Source organism: Streptacidiphilus jeojiense (genome assembly GCF_000719095.1).
GTDB classification, from domain to species: Bacteria; Actinomycetota; Actinomycetes; order Streptomycetales; family Streptomycetaceae; genus Streptacidiphilus; species Streptacidiphilus jeojiensis.
In genome coordinates this window covers 376,548-396,315 of the sequence record NZ_JOEH01000004.1, presented here as the reverse complement: position 1 = coordinate 396,315, position 19,768 = coordinate 376,548, and the positions used below count along the sequence as shown (strand labels likewise).

The following is a 19,768-nucleotide window of genomic DNA, read 5'->3' as shown; positions in this document are numbered from 1 at the left end:
GCCCGGGTCACTACCGCCTGGCCCCTCCCACCGCACGGCCACGGACCGTCGTCGGCCGCCGTGACGGTCGCTAACCTGGGCCGCGATGAACCAGCACCGCACGGACCCGCACCGCACGAACCCGCACCGCACGGACCCGTACCGGCCATGACCGACGAGCTCGACCTCGCCCTGGTCGACGCCCTGCGGATGGATCCCAGGGCGCCCTGGTCCCGGCTGGCCGCCCCGCTGGGGGTCGACCCGGCGACGCTGTCGCGCCGCTGGGCGCGGCTCAACGCCGCCGGTGACGCCTGGGTGACCTGCTACCCCTCCACCGACCGCCTCGGCTTCGGGCTGACGGCGCTGGTCGAGGTCGAGTGCCTGGCCGACCGGGTCGGCGCCGTCGCCGCCGTGCTGGCTCAGGATCCGCAGGCCGCCAGCGTCGAGGTGGTGACCGGCGGCGCGGACCTGGTGCTGACGGTCGGGGCGCTCGAACCCGAGGCGCTGACCCGCTACGTGCTGGACCGGATCGGCGCCGTGCCCGGCGTCCTGCGGACCCGGACGTCGCTGGTGGAGCGCACCGTCCGGGAGGGCAGCCGCTGGCACGACGGCGCCCTGGACCCCGGGCAGCGGGAGGCCATCACCGCCGCCGGCACCCAACCGGTCCGGCTCGATCGGGCCCCGGGCCGCCAGATCGTCGAGGACCGCTCGCTGCTGCTCGCCCTGGGCGAGGACGGCCGGATGCCCTACGCGGAGCTGGCCCAGCGCACCGGCCTGCCGCCGACGACGGTGCGCCGGCGGCTGACCGAACTGCGGGACTCCGGACGGCTGGTGCTGCGCTGCGACGCCTCGCCCCGGCTGACCGGGCATCCGATCGGGATGTTCCTCTGGTCGGAGCTGCCGGCCCACCGCCTGGACGCCGCCGCCGAGTGGTTCGCCGCGCTGCCGCAGGCACGGATGTGCGCGGTGACGGTGGGCGCGGCCAACCTCTCGACCTATCTGAAGGTCCGTCATCTTCCGGAACTGCGGCGGCTGGAGGAGCAGCTGGCCCGGCGCTTCCCGGAGGTCCGGGTCCGCGAGCGGCAGTTGGCGCTGCGCACCGTCAAGCTGGTGGGCCGGCTGATGGACGGTGAGGGACGCGCCGCCGGCTACGTCCCGATCGACCCGTGGGCCCCGTGCGGACCCGGCTCCCCCGCTACTCCTCCGGCCCGCTGAGCCGCCCCAGCGCCAACTCGGCCAGCAGGGCCGCTCCGTCGGCCAGCACCGCGTCGTCGAAGAGGGCCTCCGGCGAGTGGTTGTAGGCGGCGGTGAAGGGATCGCGGTCGGGCGGGCAGGCGCCGAGCATGAAGTAGGCCGAGGGGACGTGGTCGCCGATCACGGCGAAGTCCTCGGACCCGGCCACCGGCCGCGGCATCTCGATGTAGCGTTCCTGGCCCAGCAGTTGCCGGGCCGCCTCGGCGACGTAGGCGGCCTGGCCGGGATCGTTGACGGTGACCGGGTAGCCCTCCTCGACCACGGCCTGCACGCGCATGCCGTGTGCCTCGGCGACCCCGCGCACCACCGCCGGCGCCTCGGCCAGCACCCGGTTCCGCGCCTCGGGCGAGAAGGAGCGGATGGTCACCTCAAAGACCGCCTCGTCGGGGATGACATTGCCGACCGTCCCCGCGTGGAAGCTGCCCACCGTCACCACCACCGGGTCGAAGGCGTCGAAGCGGCGGGTCACCATGGTCTGCAGCGCGGTCACCGCCTCGCAGGCGGCCGGGATCGGGTCCAGGGCGAGATGCGGGCTGGAGCCGTGGCCGCCACGCCCGCGCACGGTGACGGTCATGCTGTCGGCGGCCGCCATGATCGGCCCCGGACGGGTGGCCACCCAGCCGTGCGGCAGCACCGAGGCGCCGACGTGCAGCGCGTACGCGGCGACCGGCGGCTCACCGGCCGCCGTGAGCACGCCCTCCTCGATCATGATCCGGGCGCCGCCCTGGCCCTCCTCCCCCGGCTGGAACATGAAGACCACGTTCCCGGCCAGCTGCTCACGCCGCTCGCAGAGCAGCCGGACGGCGCCCACCAGCCCGGCGGTGTGCAGGTCGTGGCCGCAGGCGTGCATCGCCCCGGGAACCGTGGAGGCGTACGGCAGGCCGCTGGTCTCCTGCACCGGCAGCGCGTCCAGGTCGGCGCGGAGCAGCACGGTCGGACCCGGCTGCGCCCCGCGCAGCACCGCGGTCACCGAGCTGAGCTGCTTGCCGAGGCTGATCTCCAGCGGCAGCCCGTCCAGTGCGGCCAGCACCTTGGCCTGGGTCAGCGGCAGGTCGAGGCCGATCTCCGGCTCCTGGTGCAGGGCCCGGCGCAGGGCCACCAGTTCGGGCTGGAGCAGGGCGGCGGACTCGCGGAGTCCGGCGTGGCGCGGATGGGCGGCTGCCTCGGTCATGGCGTCTCCTCAGGGGGTGGGACCCCCATCCTGGGCACCGGCCGGCCGTTCACGGCGCCGGTGCACGGATCCGCCTCCAGGCGGCGTGCGCCGCAGGGATCCGCCGTCAGCCCGCGACCTGCCGCAGAGATCCACGGCGCGCCTCCGGCGAGCTCAGCCACTCCAGCTTCGCCGCCGTGTCGGTGTCCGGCGCGGGATTGTGCAGGGAGACGATCAGGTCGGGCCGGTTCGGAACCTTCAACTGAGTGCTCTCGAAGACCAACTGCCCCACCGTCGGGTGCTCCACGTACTTCATCCTGGTGCCGGCCGGGCTGACGTCCCCGCGTGCCCAGAGCTCCGCGAACAGCGGGCTCGCCTCGCGCAGTTCGTCGACGATCACCCGGAACCCCTCGTCGTCGGGGAACTCGGCGGCCGCGGCCCGGTACTCGGCGACGACCTTGGCCGCGTCCTCCTCCCAGCCCTGGTGCCGACCCCGGTAGATCGGGTCGAGGAAGAAGTTGACCACGCAGTTGCGGCACTCCTGCTTGTAGCCGAAGACCAGGGAGACGGCGTCGTTGAAGGCGACGTTGTTCCAGTACCGGTCGACCAGCTGTGCCGGGAAGGGCATCCAGGACTCGATCAGCCGGGTGAGGCCCGCCGACGCCGGCTGCTGCCCCGGCGCTGCGCGCAGCAGCGGCGGGTTCAGCCCGGCCAGTACGTAGAGGTGGCGGCGTTCCGGCTCGTCCAGCTTCAGCACCCGGGCGACCGAGTCCAGCACCTGCCCGGAGACGGTGATGTCGCGGCCCTGCTCCAGCCACTGGTACCAGGACACTCCGACGCCGGCCAGCACCGCGACCTCCTCGCGGCGCAGCCCCGGGGTGCGGCGCCGCGCGCCGCCGTCCGGCAGTCCCGCGTCGGCGGGACTGACCCTGGCCCGACGGTTCATCAGAAACTCACGGAGATCCGCCCTGCGACGGGCATCGGCGCTGCTGTTGGCCGCGTTCGCCGGCGTAGCCACGCGGTTCCCCCTCCCTGGTGGTCGTACCAACAGCATAAGCACACTCTCTCCAGCCCCCGGAAGATCGCCGAAGTATGGACGGCATGGCAATCGAAACCACAGTGGCAACCACAACCACCCCGACGGGGGCGGTCGATGATCCGACAGCGGCTGATCCGGCAGCGGCGAAGCTGTCCCTCCGGGCCCGGCTGGTCCTCTTCCTCCTGTGCGCGGCCCAGTTCGCGGTGGCACTGGACTTCTCCATCCTGAACATCGCGCTGCCCAGCCTGGGCCGCGACCTGCACCTGGCGCAGGCGAACCTGCAGTGGGGCATGACCGCCTTCGCACTGCCCTCCGGGGGCTTCCTGCTGCTCTTCGGACGGATCGCCGACACCGTCGGCCGCCGGAGGGTCTTCATCACCGGGCTGAGCCTGTTCACCGCGGCCTCGGTGCTGGCCACCCTGGCCTGGTCGCCGGCCGTGTTCCTGGCCGGACGGGCACTGCAGGGCCTGGGGGCGGCGGCGATCGTCCCCGCCGGGATGGCCCTGCTGACCACCACCTTCAAGGAGGGGCCGGAGCGGGACCGGGCGCTGGGCATCATGGGCAGCCTGATGGCCCTGGGCTTCACCTTCGGCATGGTCCTCGGCGGCGTGCTGACCGAGACGCTGACCTGGCGTTCCACCATGGCGCTCAATGTCGTCATGGGTCTGCTGGTGCTGGTCGGCGCACCGCTGCTGCTGTCCGAGTCGCGCAACGAGGTGCGGCAGCGGATCGACGTCCCCGGCGCGATCACCGTCACCGGCGGCCTGCTGGCACTGATCTACGGGCTGTCCACGGCCGCGCAGTCCGGGTTCGGCGACGCGTCGGTGATCGGGTCGCTGGTCGCGGCGGTCGCCCTGCTGGGCGCCTTCTTCGTGATCGAGTCGCGGACCCGGCAGCCGCTGGTCTCACTGCGGATCCTGCGCCGCCCGAGCGTGGCCTTCGGCAACCTGGCCGGGCTGACCACCTTCTCGATGATGAGCGCGGTGATCTTCCTGGGGACGCTGTACCTCCAGCAGGTCAACGGCATGTCGCCGGTGACCACCGGACTGATCTTCGGGGTGCTGGGGATCGCCTGCGCGATCACCGGCAATGTCGCACCACGGGTGGTCGCCCGGATCGGCGCCGTCCGCACCCTGGTCGGTGGGCTGCTGCTGCAGGGGGCGCTCACCGCAGTACTGCTGACGATCGGTCAGGGCAGCTCGGGCACCTGGGTCTTCACCGTCGCGGGATCGGTGGCGGCGGTCGGACACCTGTCGTCGATCGTCGCCTACAGCGTGACGGCGACGTCGGGACTGCCCGACGAGGAGCAGGGGTTGGCGACGGGTCTGGTCACCACGACCCAGCAGGTGGGGCTGACGGTGGGGATCCCGCTGCTCAGTGCGGTGGCCTCGGCGCGGAGCGATGCGCTGCGCTCGGCGGGACGGACGGTCGCCGAGGCGACGTTGGGCGGGGTGCGGATGGGGCTCGGAGTTGACGCTCTGTTGATCGTGGTGCTGGCGGTGGTGGTCGGCGTCGGGCTGCGGGGGCGTGCGGGGCGGTGACGGGTGCCGTCCTGGGCGCGGGGAGCTGTTCGAGGGCGGGTTCTACCGCCGTCTCGCGCAGTTCCCCGCGCCCCTGATGGTGCAACCTTGCTCACGGTGGTTCAGTTGCAGCACACAGGGGCGCGGGGAACTGCGCGACCAGCCACCTGCGGTCTGCACCGTCAATCGGACTCGGGGCGTTCCTCATCGTCGAAGTCGGAGTCGCGGAGGACCGGTTCGGCGAGGAGGGTGCCGATGCGATTGCGGCGGCCGGCGGTGCTCTCGGCGGTGAGGCGGATGGCGCTGATGGGGAGTTCCTCGTCCTCGGGCACCGGGACCTCGACGCCGGAGCCCGGGATCGGGACCCGGCCCAGGGCCTTGGCCAGCAGGCCGCCGACCGTCTCGACGTCCTCGTCCTCCAGCTCGATGCCGAACAGCTCGCCCAGCTCCTCGACCGGAAGCCGTGCGGTGATCCGGAACGCGCCGTGGTCGAGCTGCTCCACCGGCGGCGACTCCCGGTCGTACTCGTCGGTGATCTCGCCGACGATCTCCTCCAGGATGTCCTCGATGGTGACCAGGCCGGCCGTGCCGCCGTACTCGTCGATGACGACGGCGACGTGGATGCGGTCGCGCTGCATCTCCCGCAGCAGGTCCGCCACCGGCTTGCTGTCCGGCACGTAGGTGGCCTGCCGCATCACCGAGCTGACCGGCTCGTTCTCGGCCTCCCGGTTCACGTGGGTGCGGCGGACCAGGTCCTTGAGGTAGACGATGCCGACGACGTCGTCCTCGTTCTCGCCGACCACCGGCATCCGGGAGAAGCCGCTGCGCAGCGCCAGGGTCAGCGCCTGACGGACCGTCTTCTCACGTTCGATCATCACCAGGTCGGTCCGCGGCACCATCACCTCGCGGACGATGGTGTCGCCGAGCTCGAAGACCGAGTGCACCATCCGGCGCTCCTCGTCCTCGATCAGCGAGTCCTTCTCGGCCAGGTCGACCAGCGCCCGCAGCTCCGCCTCCGAGGCGAAGGGGCCCTCGCGGAAGCCCTTGCCGGGGGTGAGCGCGTTGCCGAGCAGGATCAGCAGCTGCGGGATCGGGCCGAGGATCCGGTTCAGCGGCAGCAGCACCACCGAGGCGGCGGTGGAGACGTTCATCGGGTGCTGGCGGCCGATGGTGCGCGGCGAGACGCCCACGGCCACGTAGGAGACCAGCACCATCGCGCCGATGGCGACCAGCAGCGCGGCCCAGGTCTCGTGGAAGCTGCGGACGCAGACCACGGTCACCAGCACGGCCGAGGCCATCTCGCAGGTGACCCGGATCAGCGTGGCCAGGTTCAGGTAGCGGATCGGCTCCGCCGCCACCGTGAGCATCCCCTTGGCCCCGCGCCGGCCGTGCCGGACGGCCTCCTCGGCGCGGAACCGGGACACCCGGGAGATGGCCGCCTCGGCGCAGGCGGCCAGCCAGGCGAACACCACCAGCAGGACGGCCAGGACGAGGAAGCCGGTACTGTTGCCGCTCATTTCCGGCGCCCGCTCACCGGGTGGTCGGGGCCGGGGACGGCCCCGTCTCGCCGCGCTCGGCGCGCCAGTCGTCCAGGATCCGCTTCTGCAGCCCGAACATCTCGCGTTCCTCGTCCGGGTCCTCGTGGTCGTACCCGAGGACGTGCAGCACCCCGTGGACGGTGAGCAGCTGCAGCTCGGCGTCCATGGAGTGGCCGTTGGCCTTGCCCTGGGCGGTCGCCACCTCGGGGCAGAGCACGATGTCGCCGAGCAGGCCCTGCGGCAGCTCCTCGTCCTCCTTGCCGGGACGCAGCTCGTCCATGGGGAAGGACATCACATCGGTCGGGCCTGGCTCGTCCATCCACTGGATGTGCAGCGCCTCCATGGCCTCCGCGTCCACGACGATGAGGGAGAGCTCGGAGAGCGGGTGGATGCGCATCCGGTCCAGGGCGAAGCGGGCGATGTCCAGGATCGCCTGCTCGTCCACCTCCGTGCCGGACTCGTTGTTGATGTCGATCGACATGGGGAGTTCGGATCTCAGCTTTCGTTGCGTCGGGGGGGTCGGGGCTTGCGGGGGGCGGCTGCTGCGTTCTCCTGGGCAGCGTCGTACTGGCCGTAGGCGTCCACGATCTTGCCGACCAGCTTGTGGCGGACCACGTCCTGGCTGGTCAGACGGCTGAAGTGGATGTCCTCCACATCGCCCAGGATCTCCTGGACGATCTTCAGCCCGCTGGTGGTGCCACCCGGCAGGTCGATCTGGGTGACGTCACCGGTCACCACGATCTTGGAGTTGAAGCCGAGCCGGGTCAGGAACATCTTCATCTGCTCGGCGCTGGTGTTCTGCGCCTCGTCCAGGATGATGAACGCGTCGTTCAGGGTCCGGCCGCGCATGTAGGCCAGCGGGGCGACCTCGATGGTGCCCGCGGCCATCAGCCGGGGGATGGAGTCGGGGTCGATCATGTCGTGCAGGGCGTCGTAGAGCGGGCGCAGGTAGGGGTCGATCTTCTCGTAGAGGGTGCCGGGGAGGAAGCCCAGCCGCTCGCCGGCCTCGACCGCCGGGCGGGTGAGGATGATCCGGGTGACCTGCTTGGCCTGCAGCGCCTGCACGGCCTTGGCCATCGCCAGGTAGGTCTTGCCGGTACCCGCGGGGCCGATGCCGAAGACGATGGTGTGGCGGTCGATGGCGTCGACGTAGTTCTGCTGGTTGAGCGTCTTGGGGCGGATCGAGCGGCCGCGGTTGGACAGGATGTTGGCGGTGAACACCGCCGAGGGGTTCTGGCTGCCCTCGGGGCTGGTCGGGTCCTCTTCGGCCTTGCGCAGCATGGCGATGGAACGCTCCACGGAGTCCTCGGTCAGGGGCTGGCCGGTGCGGAGCACCAGCATCATCTCGTCGAACAGGTGCTGGACCAGCCGGATCCCGGTCCGGTCGCCGGTGGCGGTGATCTCATTGCCGCGGGCGTGGATGTCGAGGTCCGGGAAGGCCTTCTCGATCACCTTCAGGAACGAGTCCCCGGCGCCGAGCACACTCACCATCGGGTGCTTCTCCGGGATGATGATCTTGGCCTGGGCCTGCGCCGGCACCTGCTGGGCGCGCTGTGCTCTGGGTGTCGTAGAAGTCATGGGTCGGCGCTGAGGCCTGCCTCATCCCATCTCTCTATCGGGTCCGCCGGCCTCCGCGGCATCGCCGAGGCCTGGTGTGACAAGGGTACGACGGCCGGTAGGGCCGGAGAGAACGATGGTCCGCCCGTGGCGCGGGTGACGCCAGTAGTTTTCCGCCACCGACCCTCAGCCTTCATCCGCCGGACAGCGGGCGGGCACCGGCACCCGCATCAGGTCACGGGCCAGGACGACCTCCCCGTCGAAGTGCTGCCGGGCCTCGGCGAGGTGGCCGGCGGTGTCCGGGTAGCGCTGGGAGAAGTGGGTGAGCACCAGGGAGCGCACCCCCGCCTCGGCGGCGGCGCGGGCCGCCTGGGCGGCGGTGAGGTGGCCGTGGTCGCGGGCCAGGGCGGCCTCCGACTCCAGGAAGGTGGCCTCAATGACCAGCAGGTCGACCCCCTGGGCCAGCCGGGCCACCCCCTCGCACATCCGGGTGTCCATCACGAAGGCCGCGCTCTGGCCCCGACGCACCGCGCTGACCTGCTCCAACGTCACCGTGGAGCCGTCCTCCAGGGTGATCGCGCCGTCGCGACCCAGCCGCCCCACGGCGGGTCCGGCGATGCCGTGGGCGGCCAGCCGGTCCGGCAGCATCCGGCGGCCGTCGGGTTCGGTGAGGCGGTAGCCGAAGGACTCGACCGGGTGCGAGAGGGGTTCGGCGGTCAGGGTGAACGGTGCACCGGCGGCCTTCAGCCCACCCGCCCCGGCAATGGGCTCGGGCAGCAGTTCGACGGTCTCGTGGAAGGCGCTGGCGTGGTGCAGCCGCTCGAAGAAGCGCTGACCGGAGGCCGGGTAGTAGGCGCTCACGGAGTGCGGCGGCTTGTCCAGGTTGATCCGCTGAATGACGCCGGGCAGGCCCAGGCAGTGGTCGCCGTGGAAGTGGCTGACGCAGATCCGGGTGATCGCGTGCGAGCTGACCCCGGCGTACAGCAGCTGCCGCTGGGTGCCCTCGCCCGGGTCGAACAGCAGCCCCTCGCCGTCCCAGAGCAGCAGGTAGCCGTTGTGGTTGCGGTGCCGGGTGGGGACCTGGCTGGCCGTCCCCAGCACCACCAGCTCGCGTTGCGACATCCGGGGGTCAGACCAGCTTCTCGCGCAGCCCGTCCCCGCCGCCCAGGACGTGGACGTGGGCGTGGAACACGGTCTGGCCGGCCCCGGCGCCGGTGTTGAAGATCAGCCGGTAGCCGGCCCCGCCGGCCGACTCGGCCACCTTCTCCTCCTCGGCGACCCGGCCGGCCTCGGCCAGCAGGGTGCCGGCCAGCGCCGGATCGGCGTCGGCGAGGGCGGCGGCGTGCGGGTAGTGCGCCTTGGGGACGACCAGCACATGGGTGGGGGCCTGCGGGTTGATGTCGCGGAACGCCAGCGTGGTCTCCGTCTCCCGGACCACGGTCGCCGGGATCTCCCTGGCCACGATCCTGCAGAACAGGCAGTCCGCCTGCGGCTCTCCCGACACGTCGCGCTCCTCGTGCTCGTTGCGGTCCCCGACACGCCGCATCGTAGCCGGGTCACTCCACCCGCTGCTTCGCCTTCCGGACCAGCACCGCCGCCGTCCGCAGCGCGGTCAGCTGCAGCGCCACCGCGGCGAGGACCACCTCGCCCCAGAACGGCGCCAGGACCGGCACCAGCAGCAGCACGAAGGCGGCCAGGGTGAAGGCGGCCACGCCGAGCAGCACCAGCAGCACGTAGGCGCTGCCGCGGACCGTGCGCAGCAGCGGCATCCGCAGCTGCGGCGGGACCTGGCGGGCGGCCCAGACCGCCCACACCGCCCAGCCGACCAGCAGGGCGGCCATCAGCGCCCCGCGCACGGCCCAGCCGCCGTCCGGCACCGCGATGACGCCCGCCTCGGCCACCGCCAGGGCGCCGACCGAGATCCAGCGGGCCCTGGAGATCAGCCGGACCGCGACCACCTTGAGGTTGTGGATGCCCAGCTCGGCGCCCTTGGCCGAGGCGGCGACGGCGGCGAAGCCCTGGGCCGCCGCGTAGTTCTCGCCGCGCCGCATCTGGATCAGGGCCAGCTGGTTCCTGGCCGAGCGCTGCTCCGGGTTCAGCCGCAGCGCCTCCCGGTAGCAGGCCTCGGCCTCGGCCTCCCGTCCGGCGCGCTCGGCCACCCGGCCGGCGTAGAAATGGGTCTCCGCCTCGTGCGGGGCCAGCTCCCTGGCGCGGTGCGCGGCGTCCCGCGCCCGCCGGTCGTCACCGCCGCGGGTGGGGTCGGCCAGCAGTCCCCGGGCCATGATCATGTGTCCGGACCAGTTCTGCGGTTCGCGGCCGACCGCCTCGGCGGCGGCGCGGTGGGCCTCCTGCCAGCGCTTCAGCTCGGCCAGCGAGAGCGCGCGCCAGCGCCAGGCGGCTGCCAGCGCCGGATTGTGCGCCAGCGCCTGGTCGGCCGCGTGCAGGGCCGACTCGAAGTCGTCGGTGCGGTAGCAGCAGCGGGCCATCGAGGACCAGGCCGCGGCGTCCCCCGGCATCTCGGCCAGGGCCTCGGCGAGCAGCCCGCGGGCCTGGTCGTGGCGGCCCAGGTCCATCAGCGCACGGGCCCGGGCCACCCGGTCCGCGGTGGTCACAGGCGGCGGGTCCGCTTCAGGAAGGCCAGCAGGTCGTCGTAGGTGCCACCGTCGTTGGCGAACATGGCGACGTTGCGGGCGGCGGTGAACCAGGACTCGATGGAGGGCTTGACCTCCTTGGCCGCGGCCAGCAGGTCGGGCATCCCGATCATGCGCACCCGGCCGCTGGCGGCGGAGTCCAGCAGCGCCGCCTCCGCGGCGGTCTCGCAGAGGTGGGCGAGGTCGGCGCCGGACCAGCCGTCGGTCTTCTTCGCCAGTTTGGAGAGCTCGACGCCCTCGATCGGACGGTCCCTCAGGTGGTAGCGCAGGATGGACTCGCGGGCCTCCTGGTCCGGCGGGAGCACCAGCAGGGTGCGGTCCAGCCGGCCCGGGCGGCGCAGCGCGGTGTCCACGTCCCAGGGCGAGTTGGTGGCGGCGAGGACGAAGACGCCGTCGTTGTCGTACTGGGCCCCGTCGAGTTCCAGCAGCAGCTGGTTGACGGTGCCGCGCATGGCGTTGTGGCGCATGCTGCTGCGCTTGCCGCCGACCGCGTCGATCTCGTCCAGGAAGACCACGCAGGGCGCGTTGGCGCGGGCGGCGGCGAAGACGTCGTGCAGGTTGCGTTCGGACTGGCCGATGTACATGTCGAGGATGTCGCTGAGGCTGACGGAGAGGAACTTGGCCCCCAGCTCCCCGGCGACGGCGCGGGCGATGAAGGTCTTGCCGCAGCCGGGCGGCCCGTACAGGAGCAGGCCGCCGCGGAGCGACTTGCCGTACAGGCGCCGGAGTTCGGGGTTGCGCATGGGGGCGAGGAAGGCCGCTTCGAGGCGCTTCTTGACCTCCGTCATGCCGCCGACGTCGGCGAGGCGGACCTGGCTGCTCTCGATGTCCCAGGCCGGCTGCTCGCCGGGGTCGTCCTCGCCGTCGGCCGCGGCGGGCTCCACGAAGCGGGGCTGGACGGTGTCGCTGAGCTGCTGCTCGGCCGAGGCCCAGTCGAAGGACACGGCCGGGGCCGGCTCCGCGGGGGGCGGTTCGGCCGCGGGCGGCGCTGCGGCGGGCACGGGGGGCACGCCCATCGCACGGAGCATCAGTTTCCTTGCCTCGGCGCTGCCGGGGTCGTACTGTAGCGCCACCGCGATCTCGGCGACGGCCTGGTCGGACTCGCCGTCGTCCAGCAGCAGCGCGGCCAGATGCAGACGCAGCGGGACGTCCGCCGGGGCGGCCTCCAGGGCGGAGCGCAGACTGCGTATCAGCGGGGAGTCTTCAGCCATGCCGACGACCCTAACCGGCCGGTCAACCCCGTTGCGGGGCGGGGGGATCACCCGTGGGCGAACGACCCTTCCGGGGGCGGCGGGATCCTCGGGTGCGGGCCGTGCATGGCTTGTCGCGCACGCTGTTAATCAAGCAGAGCCCCGCGCCCCCAGCAAGTGCAACTGGTCCACTTGCAGACGTCCAGGGGCGCGGGGAACTGCGCGACAAGCCATGCACAGCCCGCAGCAGAGAACGTCCCCCCTTACAGCCCCGGAATCGGCGGCGGCACCGCGGCAGGGTTCCGCTCCAGCGCGGCCAGCGCCGTGCGGACCGCCTCGTCGAGCTGGGGGTCACGGCGGGCGGCCCAGTCCTGCGGGGTGCAGACCACCTCGATGTCCGGGTCGATGCCGTGGTTCTCCACCCCGAAGCCGTAGCCGTCCAGCCAGAAGGCGTACCGGGGCTGGGTCACCCCGGTGCCGTCCACCAGGGAGTACCGGCCGTCGATGCCGATGACCCCGCCCCAGGTGCGCACACCGACGACCGGGCCCAGCTTCAGCGCCTGGAACGCGGCGTTGACGATGTCGCCGTCCGATCCGGCGAACTCGTCGGCCACCGACACCAGCGCGCCGCGCGGGGCGTCCATCGGGTAGGGGACGGGAGGGCTGGTGCGGACCAGGTCCCAGCCGACGACCCGGCGGTTCAGCTTCTCGATGATCAGCTGCGAGGTGTGGCCGCCGCGGTTCTCCCGGACGTCCACGATCAGGCCCTCCCGGGCCATCTCGAAACGCAGGTCGCGGTGGATCTGGGCCCAGCCGTTGGCCACCATGTCGGGAACGTGAAGGTAGCCGAGCCGTCCGCCGGACAGCTCGCGGACATGGGCCCGCCGGCCCGCCACCCAGTCGTGGTAGCGCAGCGGCTCCTCGGTGGCGAGCGGGATCACCACCACGGTGCGGGTGGCCTCACCTGCGCCGTTGGCCTGACCGACGGTCAGTTCGACCGGCTTGCCGGCCGTGCCGACCAGCAGCGGACCGGGTCCGGCGGTGCTGTCCACCGGGACGCCGTCCACGGCCAGCAGCGACTCGCCGGCCCGGACGCTGACGCCGGGGGCGCCGAGCGGCGAGCGGGCCGCCGGGTCGGAGGACTCGCCGGGCAGCACCCGGGCGACCCGCCACACCCCCGCCTCGTCGCGGACCAGGTCCGCCCCGAGCAGCCCCTGCCGGCGGTTGCCGGCCACGCCCTGCCCGACGGGCTGGACGTAGGCGTGCGAGGTGCCCGGCTCGGCCTGCAGCTCCCACAGCAGGTCGACCAGCTCGCTGTAGCTGCCGACCCGCTCCACCAGCGGGCGGTAGCGGGCCTGGATGCCGGTCCAGTCGATGCCGTTCATGTCGACGCGCCAGAAGTTGTCGCGCATCAGCCGGGCGGTCTCGTCGAACATCTGCCGCCACTCGGCGGCGGGGTCGACGGTGACCCGGATCCGGGAGAGGTCCACGGTCGCGGCGTCGTCCTGCTCGTCCTTGCCGACCCGGTGGTCCGCCGGGACGATCCGCAGCTCGTTGCGGTCGACCACGGCGAGGCGGCTGCCGTCGCCGCTGACGGCGAACCGGTCCAGCTCGTCGACCAGGGTCTCGGCCCGGCGGGTGCCGAAGTCGAACCGCTCCAGGCTGCTGCGCTCGGCCTCGCCCTCCGGAGTGGCCTTGGCGTTGCCCAGCTCGCCGGTGAGCGGGTGCTCCAGCCACACCACCCCGCCCTTGACCGCGCGCAGGTCGGTGTAGCGGCCGCTGGAGACCGGGAAGGGGACGATCCGGTCGGACAGGCCCTCCAGGTCCAGCCGGGTGCGGGCGGGGGCGTCGGCGCCGTCCTCGTCGCCCTCGCCTGCGGTGCCGTCGGCGGAGTCCTTGGTGGCGTCCTCGGCCTGGTCGCCGTCCTCGGAGTCGCTGTCCTTGTCGCCCTTGCCCAGGGCCCGGCCCAGCGGCTGCGGGCCGAACGGGGAGAGGGTGTCCGCCGCCAGGGTGAGCAGGTAGGGGCGGCAGGCGAGCGGGAAGGAGAGGTCGAAGACGTGCTCGTCGTAGACCGGGTCGAAGTCGCGCATCGACAGGAAGGCGAGGTGCTTGCCGTCGGTGGTGAAGGTCGGCGCGTAGTCGTTGAAGCGGGGCGGGGTCAGCTCGGTGACGGTGCCTTCGGCGAGCTGGGCCAGCCGCAGCTGGCGCGGCACCTCCTCGGAGTCGGCGCAGTGCGACCAGACCAGCCACTGCGAGTCCGGCGCGAAGGCGAGGCCGCTGGCCTGGGCGGCGCCGCTGCGGTCCAGCTCGCGGACGGTGCCGTCGGCGACGGTGACCAGCAGGACCAGGCCGTCGCGGTTGGCCACGGCGAGGGTGGAGCCGTCCGGGGAGGCGGTGAGCTCCTCGACCCGGCCCAGGGCGCCGACGGCGATCCGGCGGCCGTCGGAGAACTCCAGCCCGTCCTCGCCCTCGGCGTCGGTGACCCACACCGACCCGCCGTCAGCGAGCACCTGGGGCAGACGGTTGCGCACGCCCGGCGTGGCCGAGAGCGCACGCGCCGGCCCGTCGCGGTGGGTGACCCGGTGGATGCTGCCGCGGACCTCGATGACGCTGGCCCGGGCCTCGGCGTCCGGGGCGATGTGCCCGAGGTGGCGGGCGGCGTTGATCGGGTACGGCTGGCGGTCGACCCGGGGGCCGCCGAGACGGATCTCCAGGCGGCGGGGGCGGGCGTCCGTCAGGTCCTCGACCAGATAGAGGTCGCCGCCGCTGTGGTAGACCACCCGGGTGCCGTCGGTGGAGGCGTTGCGGGCGTAGAACTCGTGGTCGCTGTGGCGGCGCAGGTCGGAGCCGTCGGGCAGACTGGACCACAGCTGGGCGACACCGTCCTGGTCGCTGAGGAAGGCGACCCGGTCGCCGACCCACATCGGGGAGTCGATGTTGGCCCGGCCGTCGAGGTCGGCGTGCAGCCGGCTGAAGTCGCCCTCGGTGCCGATCCAGAGCTTGCCGGCGGTGCCGCCGCGGTAGCGCTTCCAGTGCGCGGGCTCGCGGCCCATCCCGGCGCTGGACAGCAGGACGCGGTCCCCGCCGGGCTCGGCTGCGACGCCGCCGACGCGGCCGTACGGGAGTTCCCTGGCCGGGGAGCCGTCCAGCGGGACTTCATAGGCCCACGGGTGCGCCCGTGACATCCTGCCGACCGAGCTCAGGGCGAGGACCTCGCCCTCGGCGGTCCATCCCAGCACCGTGGTCTGCAGGCTGCCCCAGTAGGTCAGCCGTCGCGCGGGGCCGCCGTCGGCCGGTGCGACATGCACCTCCGGTGCGCCGTCACGGGTCGAGGCCCAGGCGATCCACCGGCCGTCCGGGGAGATCCGCGGGCGGGCCACCGGGACCTGGTCGGCGCTCACGCGCCAGGCCCGGCCGCCGGCGACGGGGGCGAGCCAGACGTCGTCCTCGGCCACGAAGGTGACCAGGTCAGCTTGGACGTGGGGGTAACGGAGGTAGCTGTCGGCGTGTGTCACGCGGTCACCTTAGCTGTCACCCCGAACAGTGGGGCAAGGTTTTGGCTGACGGCGATACGTGCGGCTGGGAGCGGGGTTCTCGCGCAGTTCCCCGCGCCCCTAAGGGGGCTGCAACTGAACGGCTGTGGGTCAGTTGCACCCACCTGGGGGCGCGGGGAACTGCGCGACAAGCCAGCTACGGTCCGCAGCCAAGCAAGGACGTCAGCCCCAGCGCCCTGTACGGGCCAACAGCACGGAGCCTGCCGCCACGCCCGCCGTGGACGTGCGGAGCACGGACGGGCCCAGGCGGTAAGGGGCCGCGCCGGCAGCCGCGAACTGGGCGAGTTCGTCCGGCGAGACGCCACCCTCCGGGCCGACGACGAGGACGATGTCGCCCTTGACGGGGAGCTCCGCAGTGGCCAGCGGCAACGATCCCTCCTCGTGGAGCACCGCGGCCAGCGCCGCCCCGGAGAGGAGTCCGGCCAACTGACGGGTGGTCATCGGGTCGCGGACCACCGGGAACCGCAGCCGGCGGGACTGCTTGCCGGCCTCCCTCGCGGTGGCGCGCCACTTGGCCAGCGCCTTGGCCCCGCGCTCGCCCTTCCACTGGGTGATGCAGCGCGAGGCCGCCCAGGGCACCACCTCGTCCACGCCGGCCTCGGTCATCAGCTCGACCGCCAGCTCCCCGCGGTCCCCCTTGGGCAGGGCCTGGACCACCACGACCCGCACCGCCGGCTCGGGCTCGGCCAGCAGCGCGTCGACCCGGACCTCCAGCACGTCCTTGCCGACCACGCCGACCACGGAGCCGGAGACGGCCGCTCCCGCGCCGTCCGCCAGCACCACCGGCTCGCCGACGGCGAGCCTGCGGACGGCGACGGCATGACGGCCCTCGGGGCCGTCCAGCCGCACCACCGCCCCGACCGGGGCGAGCTGCGCGCTGTCGACGACGAACACCGGGGCTGTCATGCCGTACCTACTCCACTGCTGTACTGACGGGCGCTCAGGAGCGACCGTTGAAGGCGTCCTTCAGACGGGAGAACAGGCCCTGCTGCCCGGGTGCGAAGGTCCCCGAGGGGCGCTCCTCGCCGCGCAGCTTGGCCAGCCGCCGCAGCAGCTCCTCCTGCTCGGGGTCGAGCTTGCTGGGCGTCTGCACCTCGACGTGCACTATCAGGTCGCCGCGCCCACCGCCGCGCAGGTGGGTGATGCCGCGTCCGTGCAGCGGGATGGACTGTCCTGACTGGGTGCCGGGGCGGACGTCGATCTCGACGGTGCCGTCCAGGGTCTCCAGCGGGACCTTGGTGCCGAGCGACGCCGCCGTCATCGGCAGGGTGACCGTGCAGTGCAGGTCGTCGCCGCGGCGCTGGAAGGTGGAGTGGGCGTTCTCGCTGATCTCCACGTAGAGGTCGCCGGCCGGGCCGCCGCCGGGGCCGACCTCGCCCTCGCCGGCCAGCTGGATCCGGGTGCCGTTGTCGACACCGGCCGGGATCTTCACGGTCAGCGTGCGCCGGGCGCGGACCCGGCCGTCACCGGCGCACTCCGGGCAGGGGGTGGGCACCACGGTGCCGAAGCCCTGGCACTGCGGGCACGGGCGGGAGGTCATGACCTGGCCCAGGAAGGACCGGGTGACCTGGGACACCTCGCCGCGGCCGCGGCACATGTCGCAGGTCTGCGCGGAGGTGCCCGGGGCGGCGCCCTCGCCGTTGCAGGTGGTGCAGACGACGGCGGTGTCGACCTGGATGTCCTTGGTGGTGCCGAACGCGGCCTCTTCGAGGTCGATGTCGATCCGGATCATCGCGTCCTGGCCGCGCCGGGTGCGCGAGCGCGGCCCGCGCTGGCCCCCGGACGCGCCGAAGAAGGCGTCCATGATGTCGCTGAAGCCGAAGCCCGCGCCCGCACCGAAGCCGCCGGGGCCCGCGCCGCCGCCGCTCGCCGAGAGCGGGTCCCCGCCCAGGTCGTAGACCTGCCGCTTGTTGGGGTCGGAGAGGACCTCGTAGGCGGCGTTGATCTCCTTGAACCGCTCCTGCGTCTTCGGGTCGGGGTTGACGTCCGGGTGGAGCTCGCGCGCCAGCCGGCGGAACGCCTTCTTGATCTCGTCCTGACCCGCGTCACGCCGGACGCCGAGTACCGCGTAGTAGTCCGTGGCCACCAAAATGCTCCGCTTGTTTCCGTTTCGAGGGGTCCAGAGGACTGCTAGGACGCAGCCAGGATCTGACCGACGTATCGTGCAACGGCCCGGACGGCGCCCATCGTGCCCGGGTAGTCCATCCGCGTCGGTCCGACCACGCCCAGTTTGGCGACGGTCTCGTCGCCCGAACCGTAGCCCACCGACACGACCGACGTGGAATTCAGCCCTTCGTAGGCGTTCTCGTGACCGATCCGAACCATCATGCCCGCGTCGCCGGTCTCGCCGAGCAGCTTCAGCAGGACCACCTGCTCCTCCAGCGCCTCCAGTACCGGGGCGATGGTGAGCGGGAAGTCGTGCGGGAAGCGGGTCAGGTTGGCCGAGCCGCCGATCACGACCCGCTCCTCGGTCTGCTCGGCCAGCGCCTCGAACAGGGTGCTGAGGACGGCCGTGACCGCGCCCCGGTCCTCCCGTTCGAAGCTCTCGGGCAGGTCCTGGAGCAGCGTCGGCACCTCGACGAAGCGCTGCCCGCCGGCCCTGGTGTTCAGCCGGGAGCGAAGATCCGCGAGGACGGTCTCGCCGACCGCAGTGGGGCAGTCGATGAGCCGCTGCTCCACCCGTCCGGTGTCGGTGATCAGCACCAGCATCAGCCGGGTCGGCGTCAGCGCGACCAGTTCGACGTGGCGGACCGTGGACCGGGACAGCGAGGGGTACTGCACCACCGCGACCTGCCGGGTCAGCTGCGCCAGCAGCCGGACCGTGCGGGCCACCACGTCGTCCAGGTCGACGGCGTGGTCCAGGAAGCTGCCGATCGCCCGGCGCTCGGCCCCGGACATCGGCTTCACCTCGGTGAGCCGGTCGACGAAGAGCCGGTAGCCCTTGTCGGTGGGCACCCGGCCCGCACTGGTGTGCGGCTGGTGGATGTAGCCCTCGTCCTCCAGCGTCGCCATGTCGTTACGCACCGTGGCCGGCGACACGCCGAGGTTGTGGCGTTCCACCAAGGCTTTGGAGCCGACCGGCTCCTCGGTGCCGACGTAGTCCTGGACGATGGCACGCAGAACCGCCAGCTTGCGGTCGTCGAGCTTGCGCTCCTCAAGCACGGGGCACGCACCTCACTCCCTACCGGTCCTGCCGGGCGCCGGGCCGAACACTCTGGCCAGAACTGGCACTCTGGATGAATGAGTGCCAAGAGCTGTGCGGCCAGTGTAAGGCGCGAGGGTACGCGACCGGAACGCCTGGGCCGTCCCGTACGTACCTGTTGGTAGGCCCGAACAGGGCAGAATTGGGTAGCACGCACATTTTCGAGGAGGGGCCATGGCCAGGACACGCTTCGCACCGGACCGCGGACTGACGAGCCGGATGCTGATGACGATGTTCTTCATCGGCCTGCTGTACGTGGTGTTCGTGGGCGCACTGATCGTGCTGCTGAAGGGCGCCTGGCCGTTCGTGGTGATCATCGCCGGCGGCCTGTTCATCGCCCAGTTCTGGTTCAGCGACAAGATCGCGGCCTTCAGCATGGGCGCCCGCGAGGTCTCCGCCCAGGAGTACCCGGAGCTGCACGGCACGGTGGACCGGCTCTGCGCCCTGGCGGACATGCAGAAGCCCAAGGTCGCGGTCGCGCAGAGTGACATCCCCAATGCCTTCGCCACCGGACGCAACGAGAAGAACGCGGTGGTGTGCGTGACCACCGGTCTGCTGCGCCGGCTGGAGCCGGAGGAGCTGGAGGGCGTGCTGGCGCACGAGATGTCGCACGTCGCGCACAAGGACGTCGCGGTGATGACCATCGCCGGCTTCCTGGGCGTGCTGGCCGGCATCATCACCCGGGTCGGACTGCAGTTCGGCATGTTCGGCGGCTTCAGCAGCCGCGACGACCGCGACGGCGACAACACGGCGGTGGCGGCCCTGATCGTCATCGGCGTCAGCGCCGTCGTCTACACCATCAGCTTCCTGCTGACCCGGCTGCTCTCCCGCTACCGCGAGCTCTCCGCCGACCGCTCGGCCGCGCTGCTGACCGGCCGGCCCTCGGCGCTGGCCTCGGCGCTCACCAAGGTCAGCGGGCAGATGGCGGCCATCCCCACCCAGGACCTGCGCCGGGCCCAGCCCTTCAACGCCTTCTACTTCGCCCCGGCGGTCTCCGCCCGCCAGGTCGCCAGCCAGGCCTTCTCCACCCACCCCTCGCTGGAGAAGCGGCTGGAGCAGCTCGGCCGGATCAGCGCCGAGCTGGGCCGTCAGTAACCCCGCCCTTCATCTGCTGTCTGAGTCACCTGCCCTCTG

At 72.4% G+C, this 19,768-nt stretch carries 16 protein-coding genes; 3 read left to right on the top strand and 13 right to left on the bottom strand.

The annotated features are described in order from the left end of the window. The first annotated feature begins 147 nt into the window (after nt 1-147). Nucleotides 148-1,194 (top strand): Lrp/AsnC family transcriptional regulator, encoded by a 1,047-nt coding sequence (locus IF29_RS0106620; RefSeq protein WP_030250904.1) that lies wholly within the window; start codon nt 148-150, stop codon nt 1,192-1,194. Here IF29_RS0106620 and IF29_RS0106615 read toward each other — a convergent pair. After that, nucleotides 1,175-2,404, bottom strand: a complete 1,230-nt coding sequence (locus IF29_RS0106615; protein WP_084713652.1) for a M20 metallopeptidase family protein — start codon at nt 2,402-2,404, stop codon at nt 1,175-1,177. The genes IF29_RS0106620 and IF29_RS0106615 overlap by 20 nt on opposite strands. 106 nt (nt 2,405-2,510) lie before the next feature. Beyond that, complete coding sequence (locus IF29_RS0106610; RefSeq protein WP_030250898.1) at nt 2,511-3,401, bottom strand: helix-turn-helix transcriptional regulator; 891 nt, start codon at nt 3,399-3,401, stop codon at nt 2,511-2,513. Nucleotides 3,402-3,484: 83 nt separating this feature from the next. Here IF29_RS0106610 and IF29_RS0106605 point away from each other — a divergent pair, with 83 nt between their 5' ends. Then, nucleotides 3,485-4,963, top strand: a complete 1,479-nt coding sequence (locus IF29_RS0106605; RefSeq protein WP_030250896.1) for an MFS transporter — start codon at nt 3,485-3,487, stop codon at nt 4,961-4,963. Between the two features lie 161 nt (nt 4,964-5,124). Here IF29_RS0106605 and IF29_RS0106600 read toward each other — a convergent pair whose 3' ends face one another. From IF29_RS0106600 to hrcA, 11 genes are all read right to left on the bottom strand, one after another. Continuing rightward, nucleotides 5,125-6,459 carry a hemolysin family protein gene (locus IF29_RS0106600; protein WP_030250893.1) on the bottom strand — a complete coding sequence of 445 codons (1,335 nt, stop codon included), beginning with the start codon at nt 6,457-6,459 and terminating at the stop codon, nt 5,125-5,127. Between the two features lie 13 nt (nt 6,460-6,472). After that, on the bottom strand, nt 6,473-6,961 hold the full coding sequence (ybeY, locus tag IF29_RS0106595; protein ID WP_030250890.1) for an rRNA maturation RNase YbeY: 489 nt from the start codon (nt 6,959-6,961) through the stop codon (nt 6,473-6,475). A gap of 14 nt (nt 6,962-6,975) precedes the next feature. Next, nucleotides 6,976-8,058: a PhoH family protein gene (locus IF29_RS0106590; protein WP_051724960.1), complete on the bottom strand. Its 1,083-nt coding sequence runs from the start codon at nt 8,056-8,058 to the stop codon at nt 6,976-6,978. A 165-nt stretch (nt 8,059-8,223) separates the two neighbouring features. Then, nucleotides 8,224-9,159 (bottom strand): ribonuclease Z, encoded by a 936-nt coding sequence (locus tag IF29_RS0106585; RefSeq protein WP_030250884.1) that lies wholly within the window; start codon nt 9,157-9,159, stop codon nt 8,224-8,226. Between the two features lie 7 nt (nt 9,160-9,166). After that, on the bottom strand, nt 9,167-9,541 hold the full coding sequence (locus tag IF29_RS0106580) for a histidine triad nucleotide-binding protein (protein WP_030250881.1): 375 nt from the start codon (nt 9,539-9,541) through the stop codon (nt 9,167-9,169). Nucleotides 9,542-9,593: 52 nt separating this feature from the next. After that, a complete protein-coding gene (locus tag IF29_RS0106575) occupies nt 9,594-10,649 on the bottom strand; it encodes a tetratricopeptide repeat protein (protein WP_051724959.1) in 1,056 nt (351 codons plus the stop codon). Then, complete coding sequence (locus IF29_RS0106570; RefSeq protein ID WP_030250877.1) at nt 10,646-11,899, bottom strand: ATP-binding protein; 1,254 nt, start codon at nt 11,897-11,899, stop codon at nt 10,646-10,648. Before IF29_RS0106570 ends, IF29_RS0106575 begins: the two co-directional genes overlap by 4 nt. Before the next feature lie 242 nt (nt 11,900-12,141). After that, nucleotides 12,142-15,393 carry a S41 family peptidase gene (locus IF29_RS0106565; RefSeq protein ID WP_030250873.1) on the bottom strand — a complete coding sequence of 1,084 codons (3,252 nt, stop codon included), beginning with the start codon at nt 15,391-15,393 and terminating at the stop codon, nt 12,142-12,144. Nucleotides 15,394-15,594: 201 nt separating this feature from the next. Then, complete coding sequence (locus tag IF29_RS0106560; RefSeq protein WP_030250872.1) at nt 15,595-16,338, bottom strand: 16S rRNA (uracil(1498)-N(3))-methyltransferase; 744 nt, start codon at nt 16,336-16,338, stop codon at nt 15,595-15,597. A 34-nt stretch (nt 16,339-16,372) separates the two neighbouring features. Then, on the bottom strand, nt 16,373-17,518 hold the full coding sequence (dnaJ, locus tag IF29_RS0106555) for a molecular chaperone DnaJ (RefSeq protein WP_030250869.1): 1,146 nt from the start codon (nt 17,516-17,518) through the stop codon (nt 16,373-16,375). 44 nt (nt 17,519-17,562) lie between these two features. Next, nucleotides 17,563-18,594, bottom strand: a complete 1,032-nt coding sequence (hrcA, locus tag IF29_RS0106550; protein WP_030250867.1) for a heat-inducible transcriptional repressor HrcA — start codon at nt 18,592-18,594, stop codon at nt 17,563-17,565. A 214-nt stretch (nt 18,595-18,808) separates the two neighbouring features. Here hrcA and htpX point away from each other — a divergent pair, with 214 nt between their 5' ends. Then, nucleotides 18,809-19,729: a zinc metalloprotease HtpX gene (gene htpX, locus IF29_RS0106545; protein WP_030250864.1), complete on the top strand. Its 921-nt coding sequence runs from the start codon at nt 18,809-18,811 to the stop codon at nt 19,727-19,729. Nucleotides 19,730-19,768: the final 39 nt, after the last annotated feature.